Here is a 20,133-nt window from a genome sequence, read left to right as displayed (position 1 = left end):
GACGGGGTCGCGGCGGGTGATGTCTGGGGGCCGCGACCGCCGTCCGGGTGGCGCTTCGGCTGCCGTCCTCCCTTCAGTACATGCTGCGCATCGCCGTCCGGACCTCGCGCAGCGTCTCGTCGGCCACCGCGTTCGCCCGCTCGTTGCCGGCCCGCAACACGCGCCGGACCTGCTCGGGATCGCGGGCGAATTCGGCGCGCCGGGCCCGGATCGGGGCCAGGAACTCGTTCACCGCCTCGGTGACGGTCCGCTTGAGCGCGGCGGCTCCGGCGGCGCCGATCTCCTCGGCCACCTCGTGCGGGTCGCGCCCCTGGCACAGCGCGGCCAACAACACCAGGCCGGCCACGCCGGGCCGGGCGACGGGGTCGTAGGTGATGTGCCGGTCGGCGTCGGTCCGGGCCGCGCGGATCAGCCGGGCCGTCTCGTCCGCGCTCGCCCCGAGCGGGATAGCGTTGCCCCGGCTCTTGCTCATCTTGGTGCCGTCGGTGCCGAGCAGCAGCGGCGCGGCCGACAGCAGCGCGTCGGGCACGGGGAAGACCGGCCGACCGTCCGTCGGGTAGCGGTCGTTGAACCGGCGGGCGATGGACCGGGTGAGTTCGACGTGCGGCAACTGGTCCTGGCCGACCGGGACGAGATTGCCCTTGCAGAACAGGATGTCGGCGGCCTGATGGGCGGGGTAGGTGAACATCAGCCCGCTGACGGCGGCCTGCCGCGAGTGCGCGATCTCGTCCTTGACGGTCGGATTGCGGTTCAGCTCGGCCACCGAGACGAGGCTGAGGAACGGCAGCAACAGCTGGTTCAGCGCCGGGATCGCGCTGTGCGTGAAGATGGTGGTGCGGTCGGGGTCGATCCCGATGGCCAGGTAGTCGAGCACCAGGCCCTCGACGTATTCGACCAGGCGCTCAGCGACGTCCCGGTCGGTCAGTACCTGGTAGTCGGCGATGATGAGGAATCCCTCGACGCCGAGGTCCTGGAGCCGCACCCGGTTGTGCAGGGTGCCGAAGTAGTGCCCGAGGTGGAGGGGGCCGGTCGGCCGGTCGCCGGTGAGCACCCGAAACCGGCCGGGCTCGTGCCGGATCCGCTTCTCCAGCTCGGCGCTGCGAAGCTGCGCGGCGGAAGTGCCGATGGCGTCGGTCGGGGTGGACGTGCCGGCGGTTGTGGTGGTGTCGAGCAGGTCGTTCATGGTCCGTCTCCCGGTGGATGGTCGGCGGGCCGCCGCCGGAACGACACCCGCCCGCCTCCCACTCCGGGACACGAAAAAAGGGCCGTCCGTACGAACGACCCCGGTCAGGCCCGAATGGGCGGTCGCTCCTAGGCGGAGCGCCACCAACTCGTACCCGATACGCGATGCATACCCCGAGCATAGCGCGCACCGATGCGCTGGTGAGGCTTTCGGCGCTCCGGTCGGGGCGAGCGCCGGAGCCGGGCGTGGGCGTTGCGCGGCGCAGACGTGACCCGTGGCAGTCGGAGTGTGCGCAGCCGATGGTGAGCCGAAGGCGCGACCGCCCCGTGGGCGGCGAAACGGGGGGCCGGAGTCGCTGGGGTGGCGTTGCCTTTTTGTTGGGCGCTTCGCGCCGGCTCGCGAGGGGCCGCTTTTCTGCTCCCCCGCTTCGCTCCTCCGCAGAAAAGCGGCCCCTCGCTCGGGGTCGGGTGTCCCTCCGCTTCGCTCCGGGCCACCCGACCCGGGTTCTGCGGCTCCGCCGCTCTCCGCGCTGCGCGCGTCGATCACGCGGGCGGCCTGAGGCGTGGGCGCTGACGCGCCATGGGGGGAGCGGCGGTGGGTGGGCCGGGTCGTGGGTGGGCTGCGGTGGTGGCGGGGTCTCAAGGTCGTGGTGTTGGCCGTCGGACTCGAAGTGGTGCGCGGATGAGGGGGGTTCCGCGGCGAGTGGGGCGGTTCGGGTCGGTGGTAGGGCAGTTGGCGGATCAGTGCACGATTCTGTTCGCCCTGGCCTTCGTGGCGGCGATCCTGGGGCGCAGGTGTTCTGGATTGGCGAACTCCGGTGCTGAGACGTGATGTTGGTCCGGGTCGGGGGTGGGGTTGGCGTGGCTGGAGTGTGTGCGTGTGGCTGGGAATCGTCTGTCGGAGGGGGTGTGGGCGGAGCTACCGTGACAGGGCTCGCAGTGGGATCGTGGCTGGTCCGGTCCGGTGTGCCGGCAACTCCCCCGTCCCCGAACGTGATCGCGGCATCGTGCCGGTCGGTCCGACGGGGTTCGGTCCGAGCCGAATTGAATAGCCCCGCGGAACGCCTTTGGGGAGGCCCTCCGTGGTGCGGCGGGCGAGGCGGAACGCGGCGGATGCCCCGCGCTCCGCCTCGTCGGGGCGAGGTCGGCGGGTCGGGGGCGACGTGCACCGCTGTCGCGCCGGTGCGGGCGGGGCGGGTGGTGGCGGTGGCGTCGCGGTCGTGCGGGCGGATTGTGCGTGGCTGGTGGGGGGTGCGTCGGTCGTAACGTGCTTGCGCAATTGTCGCTTTCGGGGCTTCGGTGTCCGAATCCCTGTTCCCTTCCGGGGTTGTTGCGGGGCTTTCGGGCCGCTCATCTGCCGGGCTTCCGGGGAAAACGCCCCATCGCTCTTGCCGGGGGCGCTACCTTCGGCATAAGGACCCGAAGCCCACAAAGTTCGATCCGTCCACGCTGCCGACCCCCGGGCGGCGGGTCCCGGACACCCGTCAGGAAAGGCCGATTGCCGTGCCGCACCCCTTGCTCGACGCCGTCGACACCCCGCAGGATCCCACCGCTTTCCTGCACTCGATCGGAACCGTGCACACGACCTTCGGTGACCAGGGCTCGGGTGCGGTCTCGTACGGAGTGCACGCCGAGGGGAACTGGTTCGTCAAGACCGGCCCCAACCCCGCGTCCGCGCTCAGCCTGCGTCGCGCGATCGACCTGCACGCGCACGTCCGCCACCCGGCGATCGTGCCCATCCTGCACACGTTCACCGCCGGCGGCGTGCCCGTGACGGTGGGGCCGTGGCAGTCCGGCGAGGTGCTGTACCACTCGACCGTCAAACGTGCGGGCAAGCTGCTGCGCACCGGCGCGGCCTCGCCGCTGGCCCGCTTTCGGGCGCTGCCGCTGGACGACGTACACGCGGCTCTGGAAGCGATCCTCGACGCGCACCGGCTGATCGACGCGGCCGGCTACGTCGGGGTGGACTGGTACGACGGCTGCGTGCTCTACGACTTCCCGGCGCGTCGGGTGCACCTGATCGACCTGGACGAGTACCGCAGCGCGCCGTTCGTGCTCGACTGCGCCCGACTGTCCGGGTCCACCCGCTACATGCCGCCCGAGCACAGTCGGCGCGGCGCGCTGGTCACCCGGACCGGCACCGTGTTCCTGCTCGGCCGCACGCTGCGCCTGCTCCTGGACGCGGGCGACGAGGAACGCGCGTGGCGCGGCACCCTGGCGCAACTCGCGGTGGTCGAACGGGCGACGCGGCGCGACCCGGCGGAGCGCTACGCGAACGTCACCGAGCTTTTCGACGCGTGGAGCGCGGTGGCGCCGGCGGGCATGCTCTCGGGTACGTATCGGGCGTGATCGTCGGGGACGCGCACCGTTCGGGTGTCGCGTCGGTCGGGCTCGGCTTGGGGCACGGCGGCCGGTCCCCCGGTGGGCTCAGCGTTGTGGGCTGCCGAACAGGGCGTCGCGGGCGTCGTCGAGGGCGGTCAGGACCGCGCCGTCCAGGATCGCGCTGCCCGGGACGGTCCCCGCGAGCACCCGGGTGGGCAGGGGCGTCAGCTCGGCGAGTCGGGACTCGACCCGCCCGGCGAGGGCCGCGCCGCCTGCCCGGCCGGTCTCCCCGCCCAGCACCACGCAGCCCGGGTCGAGGATGACGGCGAGCGCGGCGGCGGCGAGTGCCACCCGGTCGGCGAGTTCGTCGAGGAACGCCGCAGCGGCCCCGGTGTCCCGCTCCGCCGCGGCCCGTACGCACTCCTCGGCGGTACCGGTGAGGCCGTGCCGGGCGGCCAACTCCTCCACGGCGGCGCCCGAGGCCAGGCTCTGGAAGCCGCCCTCGCAGTCCGCCCGCGACGGCAGTCGACCCGTCCCCGGGACCGGCAGGAAGCCCAACTCGCCGCTGCCGCCCGACATGCCGCGACGCAGTCGGCCGTCCAGCATCACGCAGGCGCCGATCCCCTGGCCCAGCCACACCAGGACGAACGTGTCCAGGCCGCGGGCCGCGCCGAAGCGCTGTTCGGCGATGCCGGCGAGGTTGGCCTCGTTCTCCAGGACCACCCGGCCGCGGTCGCGGAGCGCGGCCGGCAGGAGGGCGTGCCAGGCCGGGAGGAAGTCCTCCACCCCCAGGTTGCCGGTGACGGGGTCGATCAGGCCGGGTGCGCCGACGCCGAACGTGTGCAGCGTCTCGGCGCCGGCGCGGGCGGCGGTGTCGTCGACCAGGGCCAGGACGTCGGCGATGGCGCGGGTCGGCTCCCGGTTCGCCGGTATCGCGAGCGTGCCGGACGCGGCGATCCGGCCGGTCAGGTCGGCGACGACCACCTCGACGCCGCCCAGGCGGACGTCCAGGCCGGCGATATAGGCGCGCTCCGCGACGATCCCGTACAGCCGCGCGTTCGGGCCGCGTTGGCGGGTGCCCGATTCGCCGGCCAGGTGGATCAGTCCCGCGCTGCCGAGGCGGTCGACCAGGTCCGCCACGGTCGGGCGGGAGAGCCCGGTCAGCGTTTTGAGCTGGGCGGCGGTAAGGGGGCCGTGCTCGATCAGCAGATCGAGGGCCAGGCGGTCGTTGATCGCACGACACGTGCTCGGCGTGGCGGTACGGGCGGTGACTGTCATGGGAACCGATCCTACGCAAAGTCTTTCTTTCAGGAACCCTGCCTGATAATTTTCCCGCCATGACCGAAACGAACATCTGCCACACCCCGCCCGCTCCGCACCCCCAGGCCGAAACGCCCCCGAGCCACCCACCCTCGCCACCTCCGCAAACGGGCGGGCTCACGGGGGCCGGCGCGACCGCGGAAGCGGGCCCGACCGAGCGGGGCGCCACACACGAGCCGGCGAGCACGGGGCGGACAAGCGACGCGGTCGAGCGCGCGAACACGGGCGCGTCGGACGGTGCGTGCGAGGCGGTCGGCGCGGGCCCGGTGCGCGGTGCGGGCGAGCGTGTGGCCGCCGGTGCGGCGGGCGGTGTACGCGGAACGGGAGGCGGGGGGCCGCTGGACGGGGCCGCCGGGGCGGGCCCGCCGGGTGCTGCCGGTGGGCGGGCGAAGCCGGATGTGGATGGGGAGGCCGGGCGGGCTCGGGTTGCGGCTTGTTTGATATTTGCGGTGCATGGATCCGTGGGGGGTGGGTTCGCGGCGCGGTTGCCCTGGTTGCAGGGGCATCTGGATTTGAGTGCGGGGCAGTTGGGGGTCGCGCTCGCGGCGCCTGCCGTGGGGGCCTCCCTCGCCATGCCGTTGGCCGCTTCGCTGGTGCATCGGCACGGGGGGCGGACCGCGCTGCGGTGTCTGATCGCGGTGTGGTGCGCGGTGCCGCTGTTGCCCCTGTCCGCGCCGGGGCTGGTCTGGTTGTGCGCGGCGCTGCTGGTGTTCGGCGTCGGCGCCGGGATGTCCGACGTCGCGATGAACACGCAGGGGCTCGTGGTCGAGCAGCGGGTCAAGCGCTCGACGTTGCCGCTGCTGCACGGGATGTGGAGCGCCGGCGCGCTGTTCGGCGCGGGCGTGGGCGCGGCGGCGGCGTTCGCCGGGCTGGACGCCCGCCTGCACATGGCGGGCCTGGCCATACTGCTCGCGGTCACGGGCTGGTTCGCCGGCCGCAACCTCCTCGACGCGCGGCCGGCCGCAGCCGGCGCCGGCGGTGGCGCCGACACCGAGGCCCCACCGCGCTTCGCGCTGCCGTCCAAGGCCGTACTCGCGATCGGCGCCGTCGGCTTCTGCGGGGTGTTCGCCGAGGGCGCGGGCGCGAACTGGAGCGCGGTCCACCTGAAGGAGGTGGCCGGCGCCTCCCCCGGCGTCGCGGCCCTCGCGTTCACCGGATTCGCCTGCACGATGGCCGTCGCCCGACTGCTCTCCGGGATGGTGGTGGACCGCTTCGGGGTGACCCGTACGATCCGCGCCGGCGCGGCCCTGAGCACCGTCGGCGCCGTCGTCGTCGCCGCCTCGCACTCCCCCCTGCCCGCCGCGCTCGGCTTCGCGCTGCTCGGGGTCGGCGTGGCCGCGGTCCTGCCGCTGACCTTCGCGGCGGCGGGCCGGGTCGGCGACAATCCGAGCCGGTCCATCGCCGGCGTGGCCACGGTGACCTACACGTCCGGCCTGATCGCCCCCGCGATCGTCGGCGCCATCGCCGACCACGCCTCGCTCAACACCTCGTTCGCCGTGGTCGCCGTCCTCACCGCGATCCTGATTCCGACCGCGCGGCTGCTCAATCCCTCGGCGCCGCCCCCGGCCGGCAGCCGACCCGCCCCGCCCGAGACCGCCCCGCCCGAGGCCGCGCCGCCCGCGCCCGAGCCCGCCTGGGGATCGATCCGGATCGGCACCTCCTCGTCGGGCGCCGCCACCACCGTGGTCTTCCCGCCGCCGGAGCGCTGATGGGGCGCGAAAGCCGACCGCGCCACACGGCCCGGGGCGCATCCCCGCCCCGGGCCGTGCCACGCGGGCCGGGTCAGCCCAGGGCCTTGACGATCTCCCGGGCGAGCGGGGCCGCCGAGGCCGGGTTCTGGCCGGTGTACAGGTTGTCGTCGACGACCACGTGCGGCGCCCACGGGTCACCCTCGCGGAAGTCGACGCCCAGGTTGATCAGCCGGTCCTGGAGCAGCCAGTGCGCCCGCTTGCCGAAGCCCGCCTGGATCTCCTCGGCATTGGTGAACGCGGTCATCCGACGGCCGGCGAACGGCGACGTGCCGTCCGCGTCCGCCGTGGCCAGCAGTGCCGCCGGCCCGTGGCAGACCACACCCAGCGGCTTGCCCGAGGCCAGCGCCGCGACGAGCAGCGCACCGGAGGTCGCGTCGACCGCCAGGTCCTCCATCGGCCCGTGTCCGCCCGGGTAGAACACGGCCGCGTAGTCGGCGAGTTCGACCTCGGCCAGGTCCAGCGGCGCGCGCAGCGCGGCGAACCGGTCCAGGCCCGCGGCGACCTCCGCGGCCCCGTCCGGACCGCCGTTCACATCCGGGGCCAGGCTCGCCGCGTCGACGGTCGGCACCACCCCGCCGGGTGTGGCCACCACGACCTCGTGACCGGCCGCGGTGAACGCCTCGAACGGGGCCACCGCCTCGTCCGCCCAGAAGCCGGTCGGGTGCCGGGTACCGTCGGCCAGCGTCCAGTGGTCGGACCCGGTGAGCACGAACAGGATCTTCGCCATCTGTCATCCCTCCATTCGGGGCGGCCGAGCGGGGTATGCCCGGGCGTCCTCGTGCGATCTGCCGGCACGCCCTCGCGCCGTCGCGTCGAACGTAGAGCGCCCACCCATCAGGGTTCAAATAGGCTCTCCATCATGAGCCATGCGAGTTCCGATGGATCGGTGAGCGCGGAGCCGACGTCTGAGCCGACGTCCGCTCCCACCCCGGCGTCCGACCCGACGCCGGCGTCCGCGATACCGGACCCGCGCGGCCCGTTGGACCTGGGCCTGCTGCGCACCTTCCTGGCCGTACACCGGGCCGGCTCGTTCACCGGTGGTGCCCGGGTCCTGGGTCTGTCCCAGCCCACGGTCACCACCCAGATCCGGGCGCTGGAGCGGCGGCTGGGTCGCACGCTGTTCGAGCGGCTGCCCCGGGGCGTGGCGGCCACACCCGTCGCCGACGACCTGGCGGTGCGGGTCGCGGCGCCGCTGGACGCCCTCGCGGAGGTGACCGAGCCGGACCGGTTCGGCGTCGACCCGCCCGCCGAGCCGGTGCATCTGGCCGGTCCCGCCGACATCCTGTGCACGCTCGTCCTGCCCGCGCTGGTCCCGCTGATCGAGCGCGGCGTGCTGCTGCGGATCGCCACCGGGCTGACCGACGACCTCCTCGAGGGGCTGCGCGCGGGTCGGCACGACCTCGTGCTGGCCACGATCCGGCCGCGCGGCCGGACGCTGGCCGCCGTACCGCTGATGGACGAGGAGTTCGTGCTGGTCGCGGCACCGGTGTGGGCACGCCGCGTCGATCCGGCACGGATCGCCGCCGAGGGCTCCGCCGCGCTCCGCGGGATCCCGCTCGTCAGCTACGCCGAGGACTTGCCGATCGCCCGCCGCTACTGGCGACACGTGTTCGGCACCCGGCTCACCGAACGTGCCGCGATCACCGTCCCGGATCTGCGCGGCGTACTGGCCGCGGTGGTCGCCGGCGCGGGCCTGACCGTCCTGCCGCGCTACCTGTGCGCGGCCGAGCTGGCGACCGGCGCGCTGGTACCGCTGCTCACCCCCGACGATCCGCCGATCAACACCGGCTTCCTGGTACGCCGTGCCGGCGCGGCGCAGCACCCGCATCTGGGCCTGGTGGAGCAGCGGTTGATCCGGGCGGCGCGGGGGTGGTGAGGCGGGCCGCGATGGGCCGAGCCGCCTCGATCAGGCCGCCGCGACCGCCCGGGTGAGTTCGGCGAGCAGGTCCGCGCCGCTCCAGTGGCGGGATTCGCCCGGCGGGACGGCCTCGGCCTCGCGGATCAGTTCGATCAGGCGCGCGTTGGCCGGGGCGGTCAGGCCGTTGCGCTCGGCGATGGCCAGGATCTCGCCCTGGACGCTGTCTATCTCGGTGGGCCGGCCGCGTTCCAGGTCCTCCCACATCGAGGAACGCGCCTGTGCGTCCACCCGAAGGGTCGAACTCGCCAACCGGCGGAACAGCGGGTCGGGCAGCGAGAGCAGGTGTCGGGTGCGCGCGGCGGAGGCGGGGCCGAGCTTGGCCGGGCGGATGCCCTCGGCCCGGAACGCGGCCAGCGCCTCGCCCTGGCACAGCGCGAGGCAGGCCCGGTAGTCGCGCCGGCCGAGTTGGTCGCGCAGCGGCAGGCCGGACAGCGCGTTGATCGCGTTGTTCAGGTTCATCAGCAACTTGGCGTGTTGTACCTCGGACATGTCCTCGCGGACCTGGATCGGTACGCCCGCCTCGACCAATACGTCGACCAGGGGCAGCGCCCGGGGGTTCGCGTCGATCATCAGCGTGCCCGAGGTGCCCTGGTGGAACACGGCGGGCTCGGTGCGTACGACGTTGAACGGGACCATGCCGGCCAACACGGTGTGCGCGGGCAGCGCGGCGCGCAACACGGCGGGATTGCGTACCCCGTTCTGCAGGCTGACCACGAGCGCGGCCGGGCCCAGCCGCCCCGCCAGTTCCCGGCCGGCCTCGGCGGTCGCCACCGACTTGACGGTCACCAGGACGAAGTCGGCGCCGGCGACCGCGTCGGGCGTGCCGGCCACGGTCAGCCGCTCCGGTTCGACCACCGTCGGGGGCCGGCCCGCGCCCGTCACCGTCAACCCGTCCCGGAGCGCGTCGGCGAGGGCCGGTCGGCCGATGAGCGTGACGTCGGCGAATGCGGCGAGCCGACCGCCCAGGTAGCCGCCGATGCTGCCGGCGCCGAAGATCGCGATCCGGGGACGGGGCCGCGAACGGGGAGCGGGTTGGGACATCTACAACCTCCGCCTACGGGTGGGACGGGCCGGGGCCGGCCGGGGAACCAATCCGCAAGGGTACGTCCCCGCACCGCACCCGTGTTCGAGGTGTCCGGGGGCGAGTCGCCCACATGCCGCCCGGGCCGATGTGCGCTTGACCCTGCCGTTGGCGGCAGGGTCGGAACATCGCCGCATGGACACCACCGAGACCCCCACCGCCGGCTCCCGTATCGTGCTGATCACCGGCGCCGGCACCGGCATCGGCCGGGCCACGGCCCGCGCGTACGCCGCCGAGGGCGCCCACGTGATCGCCGTCGGCCGCCGCCGCGAACCCCTCGCCGAGACCGCCGAGGGCCACCCCCGGATCACCCCGCTCACCGCCGACATCACCGCCGAGGGCGAGCCCGAGCGCATCGTCCGCACCATCGCCGAGGCGCACGGCCGGCTCGACGTCCTGGTCAACAACGCCGGCATCGTCGGCACCGGCGGGCTCGGCGCCTATACCCGCACCACGATCGACCCGCTGCTCGCCACCAACCTGATCGCCCCGCTCCTGCTCACCCAGGCCGCACTCCCCCTCCTGGAGCGCGCCGGCGGCGTGATCGTGAACATCACCACCTCGGTCGGCCAACGCGCGTGGCCGGGCAACTCGCTCTACGCCGCGACCAAGACCGCGCTCGAACTGCTCACCCGCAGCTGGGCGGTCGAGCTGGCCCCACGCGGCGTACGGGTGGTCGCGGTCGCCCCCGGCGCGGTCGGCACGCCGATCGCCGAGCACAACGGGGTGAGCCCCGAGCGGCAGGCCGCCATCCGCGCGTGGCAACTGGCCCACACCCCGCTGGGCCGCATCGGCGTCCCGGAGGAGATCGCGTGGGCCGTCACGGCCCTGACCGCTGCGGGCGCGTCCTTCGTCACGGGCATCGTGCTCCCGGTCGACGGCGGCGCGGTCGTGGGTTGAGCCGGGCCCGTTCCGCCGACGGCGGGGGTTCGACCGGTCCACCCTCCCCGTACCCGCCGTGCGAGGATCGGGTGGATCGGGCCGGGACGCCGACGCGTCCAGGCGGGCCGGGAGGGTCGGGTGCGGATCGGGGAGTTGGCGGACGCGACCGGGACCACCCCGCGCGCGTTGCGGCACTACGAGCAGGCGGGGCTGATCGAGTCGACGCGGGCGGCGAACGGCTACCGGGAGTACGACGCGCGCGTGGTGGCCCGGGTCCGCTCGATCCGGGACCTGCTCGCGGTCGGCCTGACGCTGGACGACGTGCGGGCGTTCCTGCCCTGCCTGGACGCCGGGGTCGACGTCGCCGCCCGCCCCCCGTCGGACACCGCCCTGCGCATCGCCCTCGACCGGCTGGCCGTACTCGACGCCCGGATCGCCGCGCAGACCACGGCCCGCGACAACCTGGCGGCGGCCCTGCGCCGCGCAGGCGTCGAACGCATCCGCAGCGCATAGGCCCGCCGGCGCGCCACATCCGAAAGCGCCTCGTTCCGCATCGGGACGAGGCGCCACGATTCGCATCCGCCGCTCGGCGACCGCCTCGCGGCTCTGGCGGAGATCCGTGCCGAGCCCGCGGGTGCCGGGCCGGCTCCGACACCCGCCTTCCCGGGCGTGGTCGCCACCCTGCCGGCGACCGTCTGGCCGGCACTCGCCCGGCTCCGGACCGGGCGCACGCAGATCTCCCGGCCGTGGGCCACCTGGCTCCGCGAGGCCACGCAGTTGGAGACGGCTCGGGCCCTGCGCGAACTCGCCACACCCGTCGGCACCATCGCCACGTCCCGAGCGCGCTCGCGGTCGGGCGTCCCGTCGGCCGACGTGCTGGACCTCCTGGAGGCCGGCCGCGCTCGGGAACTGTCCGTCGCCCTGCGCGCCACCGCATGGGGGCACCGCCGATGGGACCTCGACGAGGAAGATTAACTCCCGCTCGCCCTGGGCCACTTGGTCGGCCACGACCTGGTCGCCGCGAAGCGGGGCACCAGGTCAACCGGGTCGGTCCGGGTACGTTCCGCCCCCGCCGACGCGGAAGCCGGCGCCGCCCACGCCCTGGTGGGCCGCGCCGCTTCGGATCCCGAAGCCGCACGCGAACTGCGCGCCCGCCTCGACGCATGCGGTGTGGACGCGACCCGCCCCGTGACGGCGCCGAGCGGCGGGGCAACGCCCGCCCGCAAGCCGGCGAACGAGTCGACGACGGCCCGGTCGACGACTTCCGAGCGGCACGCGAAGGCCGCGGTCGTTCCGGTGGGCGCCGGCCTCCTGTCCGTCCTGACATGGAAGTCGGTACGAATCCACGACGCACCCCCGTCGTCCCCTCCGCCGATCCCGGGGCGCTCACACCCGGGGTACCCGGCCCGCGGCAACCCGACGTTCGACTCCGCGCTCGATCCCGCAACCCGGCCGACGGTCCTACCCTCACACCGATTCACGATCGACGACTGGTACCCCCGACCATCGTTCACGCTACGACCGCACGAGTGGCCGATTCCCGGCACCGACCTCATCGGGAAGCCATGGAAGCGACCGGAAACCGTCCGGGTCGGGGAACCGCACAGGGCACCCGGTCGACGTCGATCACATCGGTGTCGCACCGCACGAACTCCCGGTAACGCCCCGCCTGCGGCCGTGCACCGCGCGACACCCGCTGGATCCGGTAGCGCTTGAACGGGAAGGGTGGGCAAGGGGTTTGGGCCCGGGGGGGACGGCCCGGGGGCGGTATTGGTGTGCGTGTTCGCGTGGTGTGGGTCGGGGGGTCCGGTCAGGGGGCGGTAACCATGCCGGTGGCCGTCAGGAGGGGGCCGTGGTGGGTTCCAGGGGGCGGTTGTCGGTGCGGACTGCGTCCAGGTATTCGGCGATCGCGTCTCGGTTGCGGATGAGGCAGTTGACGCGTTCGGTCATTCGGTCGCGCTCGTGTTCGAGCGTGGCGATCATCTCCGGTGTCGCGTCGGGGAAGTGGATGACCCTCGGCTTGTCGAGGCAGGGGAGGATCTGTCGGATGATCCGGGTCGGCAACCCGGCATCGAGCAGGCCCCGGATCTGCATCACCCGGTCCACGAAGAACTCGTCGTAGTCCCGGTATCCGTTCGCCGAACGATCGGCGACGATCAGGCCCTGTTCCTCGTAATAGCGCAGCAGTCGTCGGGGGGTGCCGGTGCGCTCCGACAACTCTCCGATACGCATGTGATCCACCTCACGTCTCGTCGCTTGACCTTCACATCAATGTGAGGGTTCGAGCATACGCAGCATGAGCAACGACATCACCGCACAATCACCTTCCCACACCACGATCGCCCACCGAAAGCTGCCGATGGGCGCGCTGTTGGCACTGGCCACCGCGGTGTTCACGACCAGCCTGACCGAGACTCTGCCGGCCGGGGTGCTGCCCGCGATGAGTTCCGACCTCGGGGTCGGCGAATCCGCGATGGGCCAGTCCGTGACGATCTACGCGATCGGTACCGCGCTGACCGCGATCCCGCTGTCGGCCACCACCGCCGGCTGGCGGCGCAAGCGGCTGCTGTTGACCGCGATGGGCGGCTTCGCCGCGGCCAACACGGTCACCGCCGTCTCGGCGAACTACCCGCTCACCATGGTCGCCCGCTTCGTGGCCGGCGTGGCCGCGGGCGTGGCCTGGGCCCTGCTGGCCGGATACGCCCGCCGCCTGGCGCCCCCGCACCTCCAGGGCCGGGCGATCGCCATCGTGATGGCCGGCATCCCCGTCGCGCTGTCCCTCGGCGTACCGGCCGGCACCTTCCTCGGCGACACGTTCGGCTGGCGCACCACCTTCTGGATCATGACCGCGCTGGCCGTACTGCTGATCGGCTGGATCGTCGCGCTCGTCCCCGACCACCCCGGCCAACGCCCGGACGAACGTAAGCCCCTGCTGCGCACGGTGGCCATTCCCGGGGTGGGCCCCGTCCTGTTCGTCACGCTGGTGTTCGTACTGGCGCACACCATCCTCTACACCTACATCGCCTCCTACCTCGACCACGTGGACATGGACGGCTCCACCGACCTGGTCCTGCTCGTATTCGGCGGCGCGTCGCTGGTCAGCATCTGGATCGTCGGCGCGCAGATCCACGGCCGGCTGCGCACCCTCACCATCGCCGCCACGCTGTTGTTCGGCGCCGGAGCCGGGGTGCTCGCGGTGCTTTCCGACAGCCACGCCATGGTCTATCTCGCGGCGATCCTGTGGGGCCTGGGCTGGGGCGGCGCGCCCACGCTCCTCCAGACCGCCGTCGGCGAGGCGGGCGGCGAGGACGCCGACGCGGCGCAGGCCATGCTCGTCACGCTGTGGAACGTGGCGATGGCCGGCGGCGGTGTGGTCGGCGCGATCCTGCTCGACCTGCTCGGCGCCACGTCCTTCCCGTGGAGCGTGTTGGTGCTGCTCGTCCCGGTCCTGGCGGTGGTGATCGGCGCCCGTACGCACGGCTTCCCGGCCCGACGCGGCGCCTCCGGCGAGTGATCCGGGGCGTTCGACGACACCTGCCGCGACACCTCCGACGATCCGGCCCGGCCCCCCGCCTTCGCTCCGGGGGCCGGGTCACTAGGGTGCGGGCATGAGCGCGCAGGGATATCTCTCCGAACTGTTCTCGCTGGACGGCCGGGTCGCCGTGGTGACCGGCGGCAGCTCCGGTATCGGCCGGGCCGTCGCCGGGGCGCTCGCCCGGGCGGGCGCTCGTGTCGTGGTCCTCGCTCGACGGGAGGCCGAACTGGTCTCCACTGTCGACGAGTTGACCGATCAGGGCGCCGAGGCGGCCTGGGTGAGCGCCGACCTGGGCAGCCGCGCCGGGGTACGGACCGCGGCGGACGCGGCGGCCGAGATCTTCGGTGAGCCCGACATCGTGGTCAACAGCGCCGGGATCAACCTGCGCCCGCCGATGGGCGACATCGACGACGACGTGTGGGACGCCACGATGGCGGTGAACCTGACGGCGCCCTACCTGCTCGGGCAGCGGTTCGGCCCCGGCATGGCCGAGCGCGGCTACGGCCGGCTCATCCACGTCTCCTCGCAGCAGGCACACCGCGCGTTCGTGCAGAGCGGCGTCTACGGCGTGTCCAAGGGCGGGTTGGAGTCGCTGGCCCGCTCCCAGGCCGAGGCCTGGTCCCCGCACGGCGTCACCGCCAACACGCTGGTGCCGGGGTTCGTGATGACCCCGCTCAACGCCCGACTGTCCGCCGACCCGGAGCGGGTCGCCGCGCTGGCCGCCCGCACCATGGTCGGACGCAACGGCGTGGCCGAGGACTTCGCCGCCGCCGCGGTGTTCCTGGCGAGTGCCGGTTCTGCGTATGTCACCGGTCAGTCGATCTTCGTCGACGGCGGACTCTCGGTGCATTGAGCCCTTCGAGCTCGGCGGGGTGAAAGCCCCGGGAGCGGCGCGGGAGCGGTCGGTCCCGGGGGGAGCGAGGTCGGAGCCAGGCCGGGCCGCGTCCGAACGGGCGATTGCGGCGGGGGCGGCGGGAAATGCGGTGGACGGCCGCTCGACCGTCGCCGATGATCCGCTGGTGAACAATCCCGCTGATGCCTCCCGGCCCCCGTCCACCACCCCCGAGCGGCAGGTCCGCTGGATCCCGCTGGTCGGCCGACCGCTGACCGCCCTGTTGGCCGGGGACCTGGCCGAGGCCCGCGAGCAGACCGGCCTCGACCTGCCCGAGTTCTTCGTGTCCGAACAGGCGCGTTGGTTGTGGCGATACCGCTTCGACCAGGTGACCGCCGACCCGGCGAGCGCCCCGTGGCTGGTCCGGGCGGCGGTCTCCGAACCGGACGGCGCGGTGGTCGGCTACGCCGGCTATCACGGGCCGCCGGACGAGAACGGGATGGTGGAGATCGGCTACACCGTGGTACCGGAGGCGCGCCGCCGAGGCTACGCGCGGGCGATGCTCAGGTCGCTGCTCGTGCGCGCGGCCGAGGAGCCCGACGTGCGAGTCGTCCGGGTGACCATCTCCCCCGACAACTCCGCGTCGCTCGCGACCATCCAGGGCTTCGGCTTCGTCGAGACGGGCGAGCAGATGGACGAGGAGGACGGCCTCGAAATCATCTACGAGGTGCCGGCCGATCGCATCCCGACCACCTGACCGGCCCCGTCCCGGGCCGTGCGGCCGACCCACCCGTGGTCAGGACGCGCCGACCCGGGAGCCCTCGGCGACCGAATCCCGCTCCGCCGCCCGGTCGCCGCTCCCCACCCGCCGGAAGTTGAGCGCGACCAGCGCGGCCGCCCCCGCACCGACGGCCGCGCCGAACACCGCGACGCGCAGGCCGTGTGCGGTCGCCACCCGCAGCGCCTCACCGCTCCGGCCGCCGCCCGTCCCGGAGTTGGCCAGTGCAACCAATACGGCCAGGCCCATCGCGCCGCCGATCTGTTGCCCCGTGGACGCCATCCCCGACGCGACACCCTGCTCCGGGGCCGGCACGCCGGTCGCGGTGGCGGCGAACATCGTGGTGTAGACGACGCCTTGGCCGAGCCCGAAGACCAGCAGACCGGGAACCAGGTCGAGGTAGGCGCTGTGTGCGGAGATACCCAGGCCGATCACGACCAGGCCGAGTGCGCTCGCGGCCAGACTGACGAGCAGCGTGGACCGTACGCCGAACCGGGTCGCCGCCCGGCCGCCGAGCAGCGAGCCGAGGAAGCCCCCACCCAGCGGGATCAGGAACGCGAAGCCGGTGCGCAGCGCCCCGTACCCGTGTACACCTTGAAAATAGACGGTGAGGAAGTACGGCAGGGTGCCGAGCGTGGCCATGAACAGGAACGTCACGGCCATCCCGGTGCCCAGGTTGCGGTTGCGCAGCAGGTGCGGCGGCATCAGCGGGTCGGCGGTGCGCCGCTCGATCGGCGACAACCCGGCGAGGGCGACGATCCCGACCGCGCCGGCGGCGAGTACGCGCGGTGCGGTCCAGCCCTGTTCGGGTCCCTGCACAAGGGCGAACACGACCGCCGTGGAGCCGACCGTCGCGGTCAGCGCGCCGGGCACGTCGAAGCGGCGGCCGACGGCGCGGCCCGGATCGGCCGGCAGTGCGACGAACGCGAGCAGCGCGGCGCAGCCGGCCAGGGGCACGTTGACGAAGAACACCGCCTGCCAGCCGAGCGCCTGGGTGAGTACGCCGCCGAGCAGCGAACCGAGGATCAGGCCGCCGGACCCGGTCGCCGCCCACACGGAGAGCGCCCGATTGCGCGCCCGGCCCTCCGCGAACGTGGTGTTGACCAGGGACAACGTGGCGGGGAAGAGGAGAGCGGCGCCCAGGCCCTGCCCGGCGCGGGCCGCGATCAGCGCTCCGGGGGCGCCGGCCAGCCCGCCCGCGAGGGAGGCGGCCGCGAACAGGCCCATGCCGAGCACGAACATCCGCCGCCGGCCCAGCAGATCGGCCATCCGGCCGCCGAGCAGCAAAAACGCGCCGAAGACCACCGCATACGCGCTCACCACCCACTGGAGGGTCTGCGCCGAGAAGCCGACGCCCGCGCCGATGTCGGGCAGCGCGACATACACGATGTTGTAGTCGAGCGAGGTGATCAGACTCGCGAAGGCGAGCAACGCAAGGGCGGCGCCGGGCCGGCGCAGACCGGGAGCGGTGTCGGATGCGGGCATGGCGAACCCTTCCGGGCAGGGCGGGGAGGTCGCCGGTGTCCGTCCGAAAGGCGCCGGCGGTGACTGTCCGAACGCTGCCACGACCACGCCCCACGCAGCAGTGGAGCGCCCACCCTGGGATCGCCGGTCCCTGGATGTCCGGGTCTCTGCCGGCCGGTCGCCCCGCGATCGAGGATCGGCGGAACACGGCGCGGGCCGGCCCCCGACGCGCCGCCCAGCCGAGGAGTCGAGATGCCGGTACAGCTCAACCACACCATCGTCGTCGCCACCGACAAGCACCGCTCCGCCGCCTTCCTGGCGCATGTCCTGGGCCTGACCGTCGGCGCGCCCTACGGCCCGTTCCTCCCGGTCGGCACGGCGAACGGGGTCACCCTCGACTTCTGGGACGCGCCCGGGGAGCGGGTGTTCCCGCAGCACTTCGCGTTCCTGGTCGAGGAGGCCGAGTTCGACGCGATCATGGACCGGCTGCGCCGCGCCGAGGTGACCGTGTACGCCGACCCGCACCGGCGCCTCCCCGGACGGATCAACACGTGGAACGGCGGCCGAGGCGCGTTCTTCGCCGACCCGGACGGCCACAACATGGAGATCATCACCCGGCCGTACACCTGACGGCGGCGGTCGACGGGCGCGACTCGGGGCGGGGCAAGGGTGGTTCCGAAACATGCTCCCGGTCGGCCCGGCGCGGGCCCTCAAACCTGCCCGGTGTAGGCCCGATACAGCCGCTCCACGCCCTCGACGAGCCGCTCCGGGCCCTCGGCGCACGCGTACCCCACGCGCAGGTACGGGGCCGGAGGCTCGGCGGTGAAGTAGCCCGGTCCGGGCGTGACCGCGACGCCCGCGCGCAGCGCCGCCGAGGTCAGCGCCCGGACGTCGCGACCGTCGGGCAGCCGCAGCCAGAGGTGGTAGCCGCCGTACGGCAGTCGGGCCGGAAGCAGTTCGGGCAGCAGCCGGGTCAGCGCGTCGACCACGACCCGGCGTCGATCGCGCAGCGCGATGCCCAGCGTGCGCAGGTGTTGCGGCCAGCCCGGGGCGCCGACCAGTTGCACGGCGGTCTCCTGGAGCACGCGCGGCACGAAGAAGCTGTCCACCGCCAGGACGGCGCGCAGCCGCTCGAACGCCGGGCCGCGCGCGACCAGGGCGGCGACCCGAAGGCTGGGCGAGCCGGCCTTGGTCAGCGAACGGATGTGCACCACCACGCCGTTCGGGTCGTCGGCGGCCAACGGCGCGGGCGGCGGCGGCGCGTCGCCGTGCACGAGCCGGCGGGCGAAGTCGTCCTCCAGGACGAACGCGCCCGCCGCGTGCGCTATGCGCACCACCTCCGCGCGCCGCTCGGGGGCGAGCACCGTCCCGGTCGGGTTCTGGAACAGCGGCTGGCAGACGAACGCACGGGCCCGGGTGGCCGCGAACGCGTCGGCGAGCAGATCGGTACGCACCCCGTCGGCGTCCACCGGCACCGGCACCGGACGCAGCCCGGCGGCCTGGGCCACGGCCAGTATGCCGGGGTAGGTCGGTGATTCGACCAGCACCGGCGACCCGGGCGCGACCAGCGAACGCAGCGCCGTGGTCAGCGCGTTCTGCCCGCCGGCGGTGATCAGCACATCCGAGCCGGCGACCGCGCCGCCGATGTCCCGGGCGAACCAGGCGCGCAGCTCGGTCAGGCCCTCGATGGGCGGCCGTTCCCACGCGCCGGGGCGCCGGCCGGCCCGGGACAGCGCGGCGGCCAGGGCGCGCTCGGGTTGCAGCGACGGGTGCAGGTAGCCGCTGTTGAGGTCGATCACCTCGGGCGGTGCCACCGCGAGCGCGGACAACACGCCGGTCGCGTCCGGGCTGCGCCGGGGCGGGAGGCCGGGTTCGGCGCTGAGCGCGACCTCCTGCCACGAGGTGTCGCCGGTCGCCGGCACCGGGCGGGTCGGATCGGCGCGGTAGACGCCGGCGCCGGGGCGGGAGACGACCAGGCCCTCGGCGGCGAGTGTGGCCATCGCGCGCGAGACGGTCACCGGGCTGACCCGATGGCGCTCGACGAGCGAGCGACTGGACGGCAGCTTCTCGCCGACCGAGTAGCGGTCCAACTCACTGCGCAGAAGTGCCAGCAGATCGACGGCACCGCTACTGTTGTGCATGACAGCACAGAATAGCGCTATCCGCCCGACGCCGATAGCGGTCGGCGGAACGGCCCTGGCCGCACTGGCGATCCTGGCCTTCTCGCTCAGCTTCCCGGCCACCGTCTGGGCCCTGGAGAGCTTCGGCCCGTGGAGCGTCACGGGTCTGCGCGGCCTGCTCGCCGCACTGTTCGCCGGGGCGGCACTGCTCGCCGTACGCGCGCCGCTGCCCGGTCGGGCGGACCGGCTCGGCCTGGTCGTGGTCGCCGTCGGCTGCGTACTCGGCTTCCCGCTGCTCACCACGCTCGCGCTGCAGACCTCGTCGACCGCGCACTCCGCGGTGGTGATCGGCCTGCTGCCGCTGGCCACCACGGTGTGCTCGGTGTTGCGCACCGGCGAACGGCCGAGCCGGACCTTCTGGGCGGCGGCGCTCGCGGGGGCCGCGGTGGTCCTGGCCTTCGCGCTGACCCGGAGCAGCGGCGGCATCGGCCTGGCGGACGGATACCTGTTCGCGGCCCTGGTGTTGTGCGCGGCCGGCTACGCCGAGGGCGGCCGACTGGCCGGACACCTCCCCGGATGGCAGGTGATCGCGTGGGGTGTGGTGGCGGCGTCGCCGTTCACCGCGGCGACCGCCGCGGCGGGCCTGGCCACCGAGCCGGTCCACCTCGCAAGCCACGGCGTCGCCGGCGTGCTGTACCTCGCGGCCGTCTCGCAGTTCCTCGGCTTCGTGGTCCTGTACCGGGGCATGGCGAGCATAGGCGTCCCGGCCGCCAGCCAACTGCAACTGGCCCAACCGCTACTGACGTTGCTCTGGGCGGTACTGATCCTGAACGAAACCCTGACCCCCTCGACGCCCCTCACCGCCCTCGCCGTCCTGGCCTGCATCGTCCTCACCCAACGCACAAGATCGACACCGCCGCAGGGGTCGAGCGACTAGGCGAGCCCGGC

Annotated in this window: 18 protein-coding genes; 11 read left to right on the top strand and 7 right to left on the bottom strand. The window is 73.7% G+C overall.

Annotated elements, in window-relative coordinates; translation table 11 throughout:
- Positions 1-73 precede the first annotated feature (73 nt).
- Positions 74-1,183, bottom strand: coding sequence for a tryptophan--tRNA ligase (gene trpS / locus ACH4XV_RS25430; protein ID WP_395793550.1), 1,110 nt, complete (start codon positions 1,181-1,183; stop codon positions 74-76).
- A gap of 1,502 nt (positions 1,184-2,685) precedes the next feature.
- On the opposite strand from trpS, the gene ACH4XV_RS25425 reads away from it, so the two are divergent.
- Entirely contained in the window at positions 2,686-3,531 is an 846-nt protein-coding gene (locus ACH4XV_RS25425) for a serine/threonine protein kinase (protein ID WP_395793548.1), read from the top strand.
- 78 nt (positions 3,532-3,609) lie between these two features.
- On the opposite strand, the gene ACH4XV_RS25420 is transcribed toward ACH4XV_RS25425, so the two are convergent.
- Complete coding sequence (locus ACH4XV_RS25420) at positions 3,610-4,782, bottom strand: ROK family protein (RefSeq protein WP_395793546.1); 1,173 nt, start codon at positions 4,780-4,782, stop codon at positions 3,610-3,612.
- A 491-nt stretch (positions 4,783-5,273) separates the two neighbouring features.
- Here ACH4XV_RS25420 and ACH4XV_RS25415 point away from each other — a divergent pair, with 491 nt between their 5' ends.
- The gene (locus ACH4XV_RS25415; protein WP_395793544.1) at positions 5,274-6,533 is read left to right on the top strand and encodes an MFS transporter; all 1,260 of its coding nucleotides are present in this window, start codon (positions 5,274-5,276) and stop codon (positions 6,531-6,533) included.
- A 73-nt stretch (positions 6,534-6,606) separates the two neighbouring features.
- On the opposite strand, the gene ACH4XV_RS25410 is transcribed toward ACH4XV_RS25415, so the two are convergent.
- Positions 6,607-7,302, bottom strand: a complete 696-nt coding sequence (locus ACH4XV_RS25410; protein ID WP_395793542.1) for a type 1 glutamine amidotransferase domain-containing protein — start codon at positions 7,300-7,302, stop codon at positions 6,607-6,609.
- Between the two features lie 132 nt (positions 7,303-7,434).
- Between ACH4XV_RS25410 and ACH4XV_RS25405 the strand changes: the two genes are divergently transcribed.
- Positions 7,435-8,451, top strand: a complete 1,017-nt coding sequence (locus tag ACH4XV_RS25405) for a LysR family transcriptional regulator (RefSeq protein ID WP_395793540.1) — start codon at positions 7,435-7,437, stop codon at positions 8,449-8,451.
- A gap of 30 nt (positions 8,452-8,481) precedes the next feature.
- Here the strand turns inward: ACH4XV_RS25405 and ACH4XV_RS25400 are convergent, their stop codons facing one another.
- Positions 8,482-9,534 carry a 2-dehydropantoate 2-reductase gene (locus ACH4XV_RS25400; RefSeq protein WP_395793538.1) on the bottom strand — a complete coding sequence of 351 codons (1,053 nt, stop codon included), beginning with the start codon at positions 9,532-9,534 and terminating at the stop codon, positions 8,482-8,484.
- Positions 9,535-9,709: 175 nt separating this feature from the next.
- Here ACH4XV_RS25400 and ACH4XV_RS25395 point away from each other — a divergent pair, with 175 nt between their 5' ends.
- The 3 genes from ACH4XV_RS25395 (at position 9,710) to ACH4XV_RS25385 (ending at position 11,431) form a co-directional block, all read left to right on the top strand.
- Positions 9,710-10,474 carry an SDR family NAD(P)-dependent oxidoreductase gene (locus ACH4XV_RS25395; protein WP_395793536.1) on the top strand — a complete coding sequence of 255 codons (765 nt, stop codon included), beginning with the start codon at positions 9,710-9,712 and terminating at the stop codon, positions 10,472-10,474.
- A gap of 120 nt (positions 10,475-10,594) precedes the next feature.
- The gene (locus ACH4XV_RS25390) at positions 10,595-10,969 is read left to right on the top strand and encodes a MerR family transcriptional regulator (RefSeq protein ID WP_395793534.1); all 375 of its coding nucleotides are present in this window, start codon (positions 10,595-10,597) and stop codon (positions 10,967-10,969) included.
- Positions 10,970-11,125: 156 nt separating this feature from the next.
- Positions 11,126-11,431, top strand: coding sequence for a hypothetical protein (locus ACH4XV_RS25385; protein WP_395793532.1), 306 nt, complete (start codon positions 11,126-11,128; stop codon positions 11,429-11,431).
- A gap of 864 nt (positions 11,432-12,295) precedes the next feature.
- Here ACH4XV_RS25385 and ACH4XV_RS25380 read toward each other — a convergent pair.
- A complete protein-coding gene (locus ACH4XV_RS25380) occupies positions 12,296-12,688 on the bottom strand; it encodes a MerR family transcriptional regulator (protein ID WP_395793530.1) in 393 nt (130 codons plus the stop codon).
- A gap of 64 nt (positions 12,689-12,752) precedes the next feature.
- Between ACH4XV_RS25380 and ACH4XV_RS25375 the strand changes: the two genes are divergently transcribed.
- The 3 genes from ACH4XV_RS25375 to ACH4XV_RS25365 all read left to right on the top strand — a co-directional run bounded on the left by ACH4XV_RS25375 (position 12,753) and on the right by ACH4XV_RS25365 (position 15,580).
- Positions 12,753-13,970, top strand: a complete 1,218-nt coding sequence (locus ACH4XV_RS25375) for an MFS transporter (RefSeq protein WP_395793528.1) — start codon at positions 12,753-12,755, stop codon at positions 13,968-13,970.
- A 94-nt stretch (positions 13,971-14,064) separates the two neighbouring features.
- The gene (locus ACH4XV_RS25370) at positions 14,065-14,844 is read left to right on the top strand and encodes an SDR family NAD(P)-dependent oxidoreductase (RefSeq protein WP_395793526.1); all 780 of its coding nucleotides are present in this window, start codon (positions 14,065-14,067) and stop codon (positions 14,842-14,844) included.
- A 166-nt stretch (positions 14,845-15,010) separates the two neighbouring features.
- Positions 15,011-15,580, top strand: a complete 570-nt coding sequence (locus ACH4XV_RS25365; RefSeq protein WP_395793524.1) for a GNAT family N-acetyltransferase — start codon at positions 15,011-15,013, stop codon at positions 15,578-15,580.
- 39 nt (positions 15,581-15,619) lie between these two features.
- On the opposite strand, the gene ACH4XV_RS25360 is transcribed toward ACH4XV_RS25365, so the two are convergent.
- Positions 15,620-17,086: an MFS transporter gene (locus tag ACH4XV_RS25360; protein WP_395793522.1), complete on the bottom strand. Its 1,467-nt coding sequence runs from the start codon at positions 17,084-17,086 to the stop codon at positions 15,620-15,622.
- A 231-nt stretch (positions 17,087-17,317) separates the two neighbouring features.
- On the opposite strand from ACH4XV_RS25360, the gene ACH4XV_RS25355 reads away from it, so the two are divergent.
- Positions 17,318-17,695 (top strand): VOC family protein, encoded by a 378-nt coding sequence (locus ACH4XV_RS25355; protein ID WP_395793520.1) that lies wholly within the window; start codon positions 17,318-17,320, stop codon positions 17,693-17,695.
- Positions 17,696-17,775: 80 nt separating this feature from the next.
- Here the strand turns inward: ACH4XV_RS25355 and ACH4XV_RS25350 are convergent, their stop codons facing one another.
- Positions 17,776-19,206: a PLP-dependent aminotransferase family protein gene (locus tag ACH4XV_RS25350; protein WP_395793518.1), complete on the bottom strand. Its 1,431-nt coding sequence runs from the start codon at positions 19,204-19,206 to the stop codon at positions 17,776-17,778.
- Here ACH4XV_RS25350 and ACH4XV_RS25345 point away from each other — a divergent pair.
- Positions 19,205-20,122, top strand: a complete 918-nt coding sequence (locus tag ACH4XV_RS25345; protein WP_395793516.1) for a DMT family transporter — start codon at positions 19,205-19,207, stop codon at positions 20,120-20,122. The genes ACH4XV_RS25350 and ACH4XV_RS25345 overlap by 2 nt on opposite strands.
- Positions 20,123-20,133 lie beyond the last annotated feature (11 nt).

It is taken from the genome of Embleya sp. NPDC020630 (genome assembly GCF_044334985.1).
In the GTDB taxonomy this organism is placed as follows: domain Bacteria; phylum Actinomycetota; class Actinomycetes; order Streptomycetales; family Streptomycetaceae; genus Embleya.
Note: the sequence above shows the minus strand (reverse complement) of the source record. Positions and strands in the feature narration are given on the sequence as shown.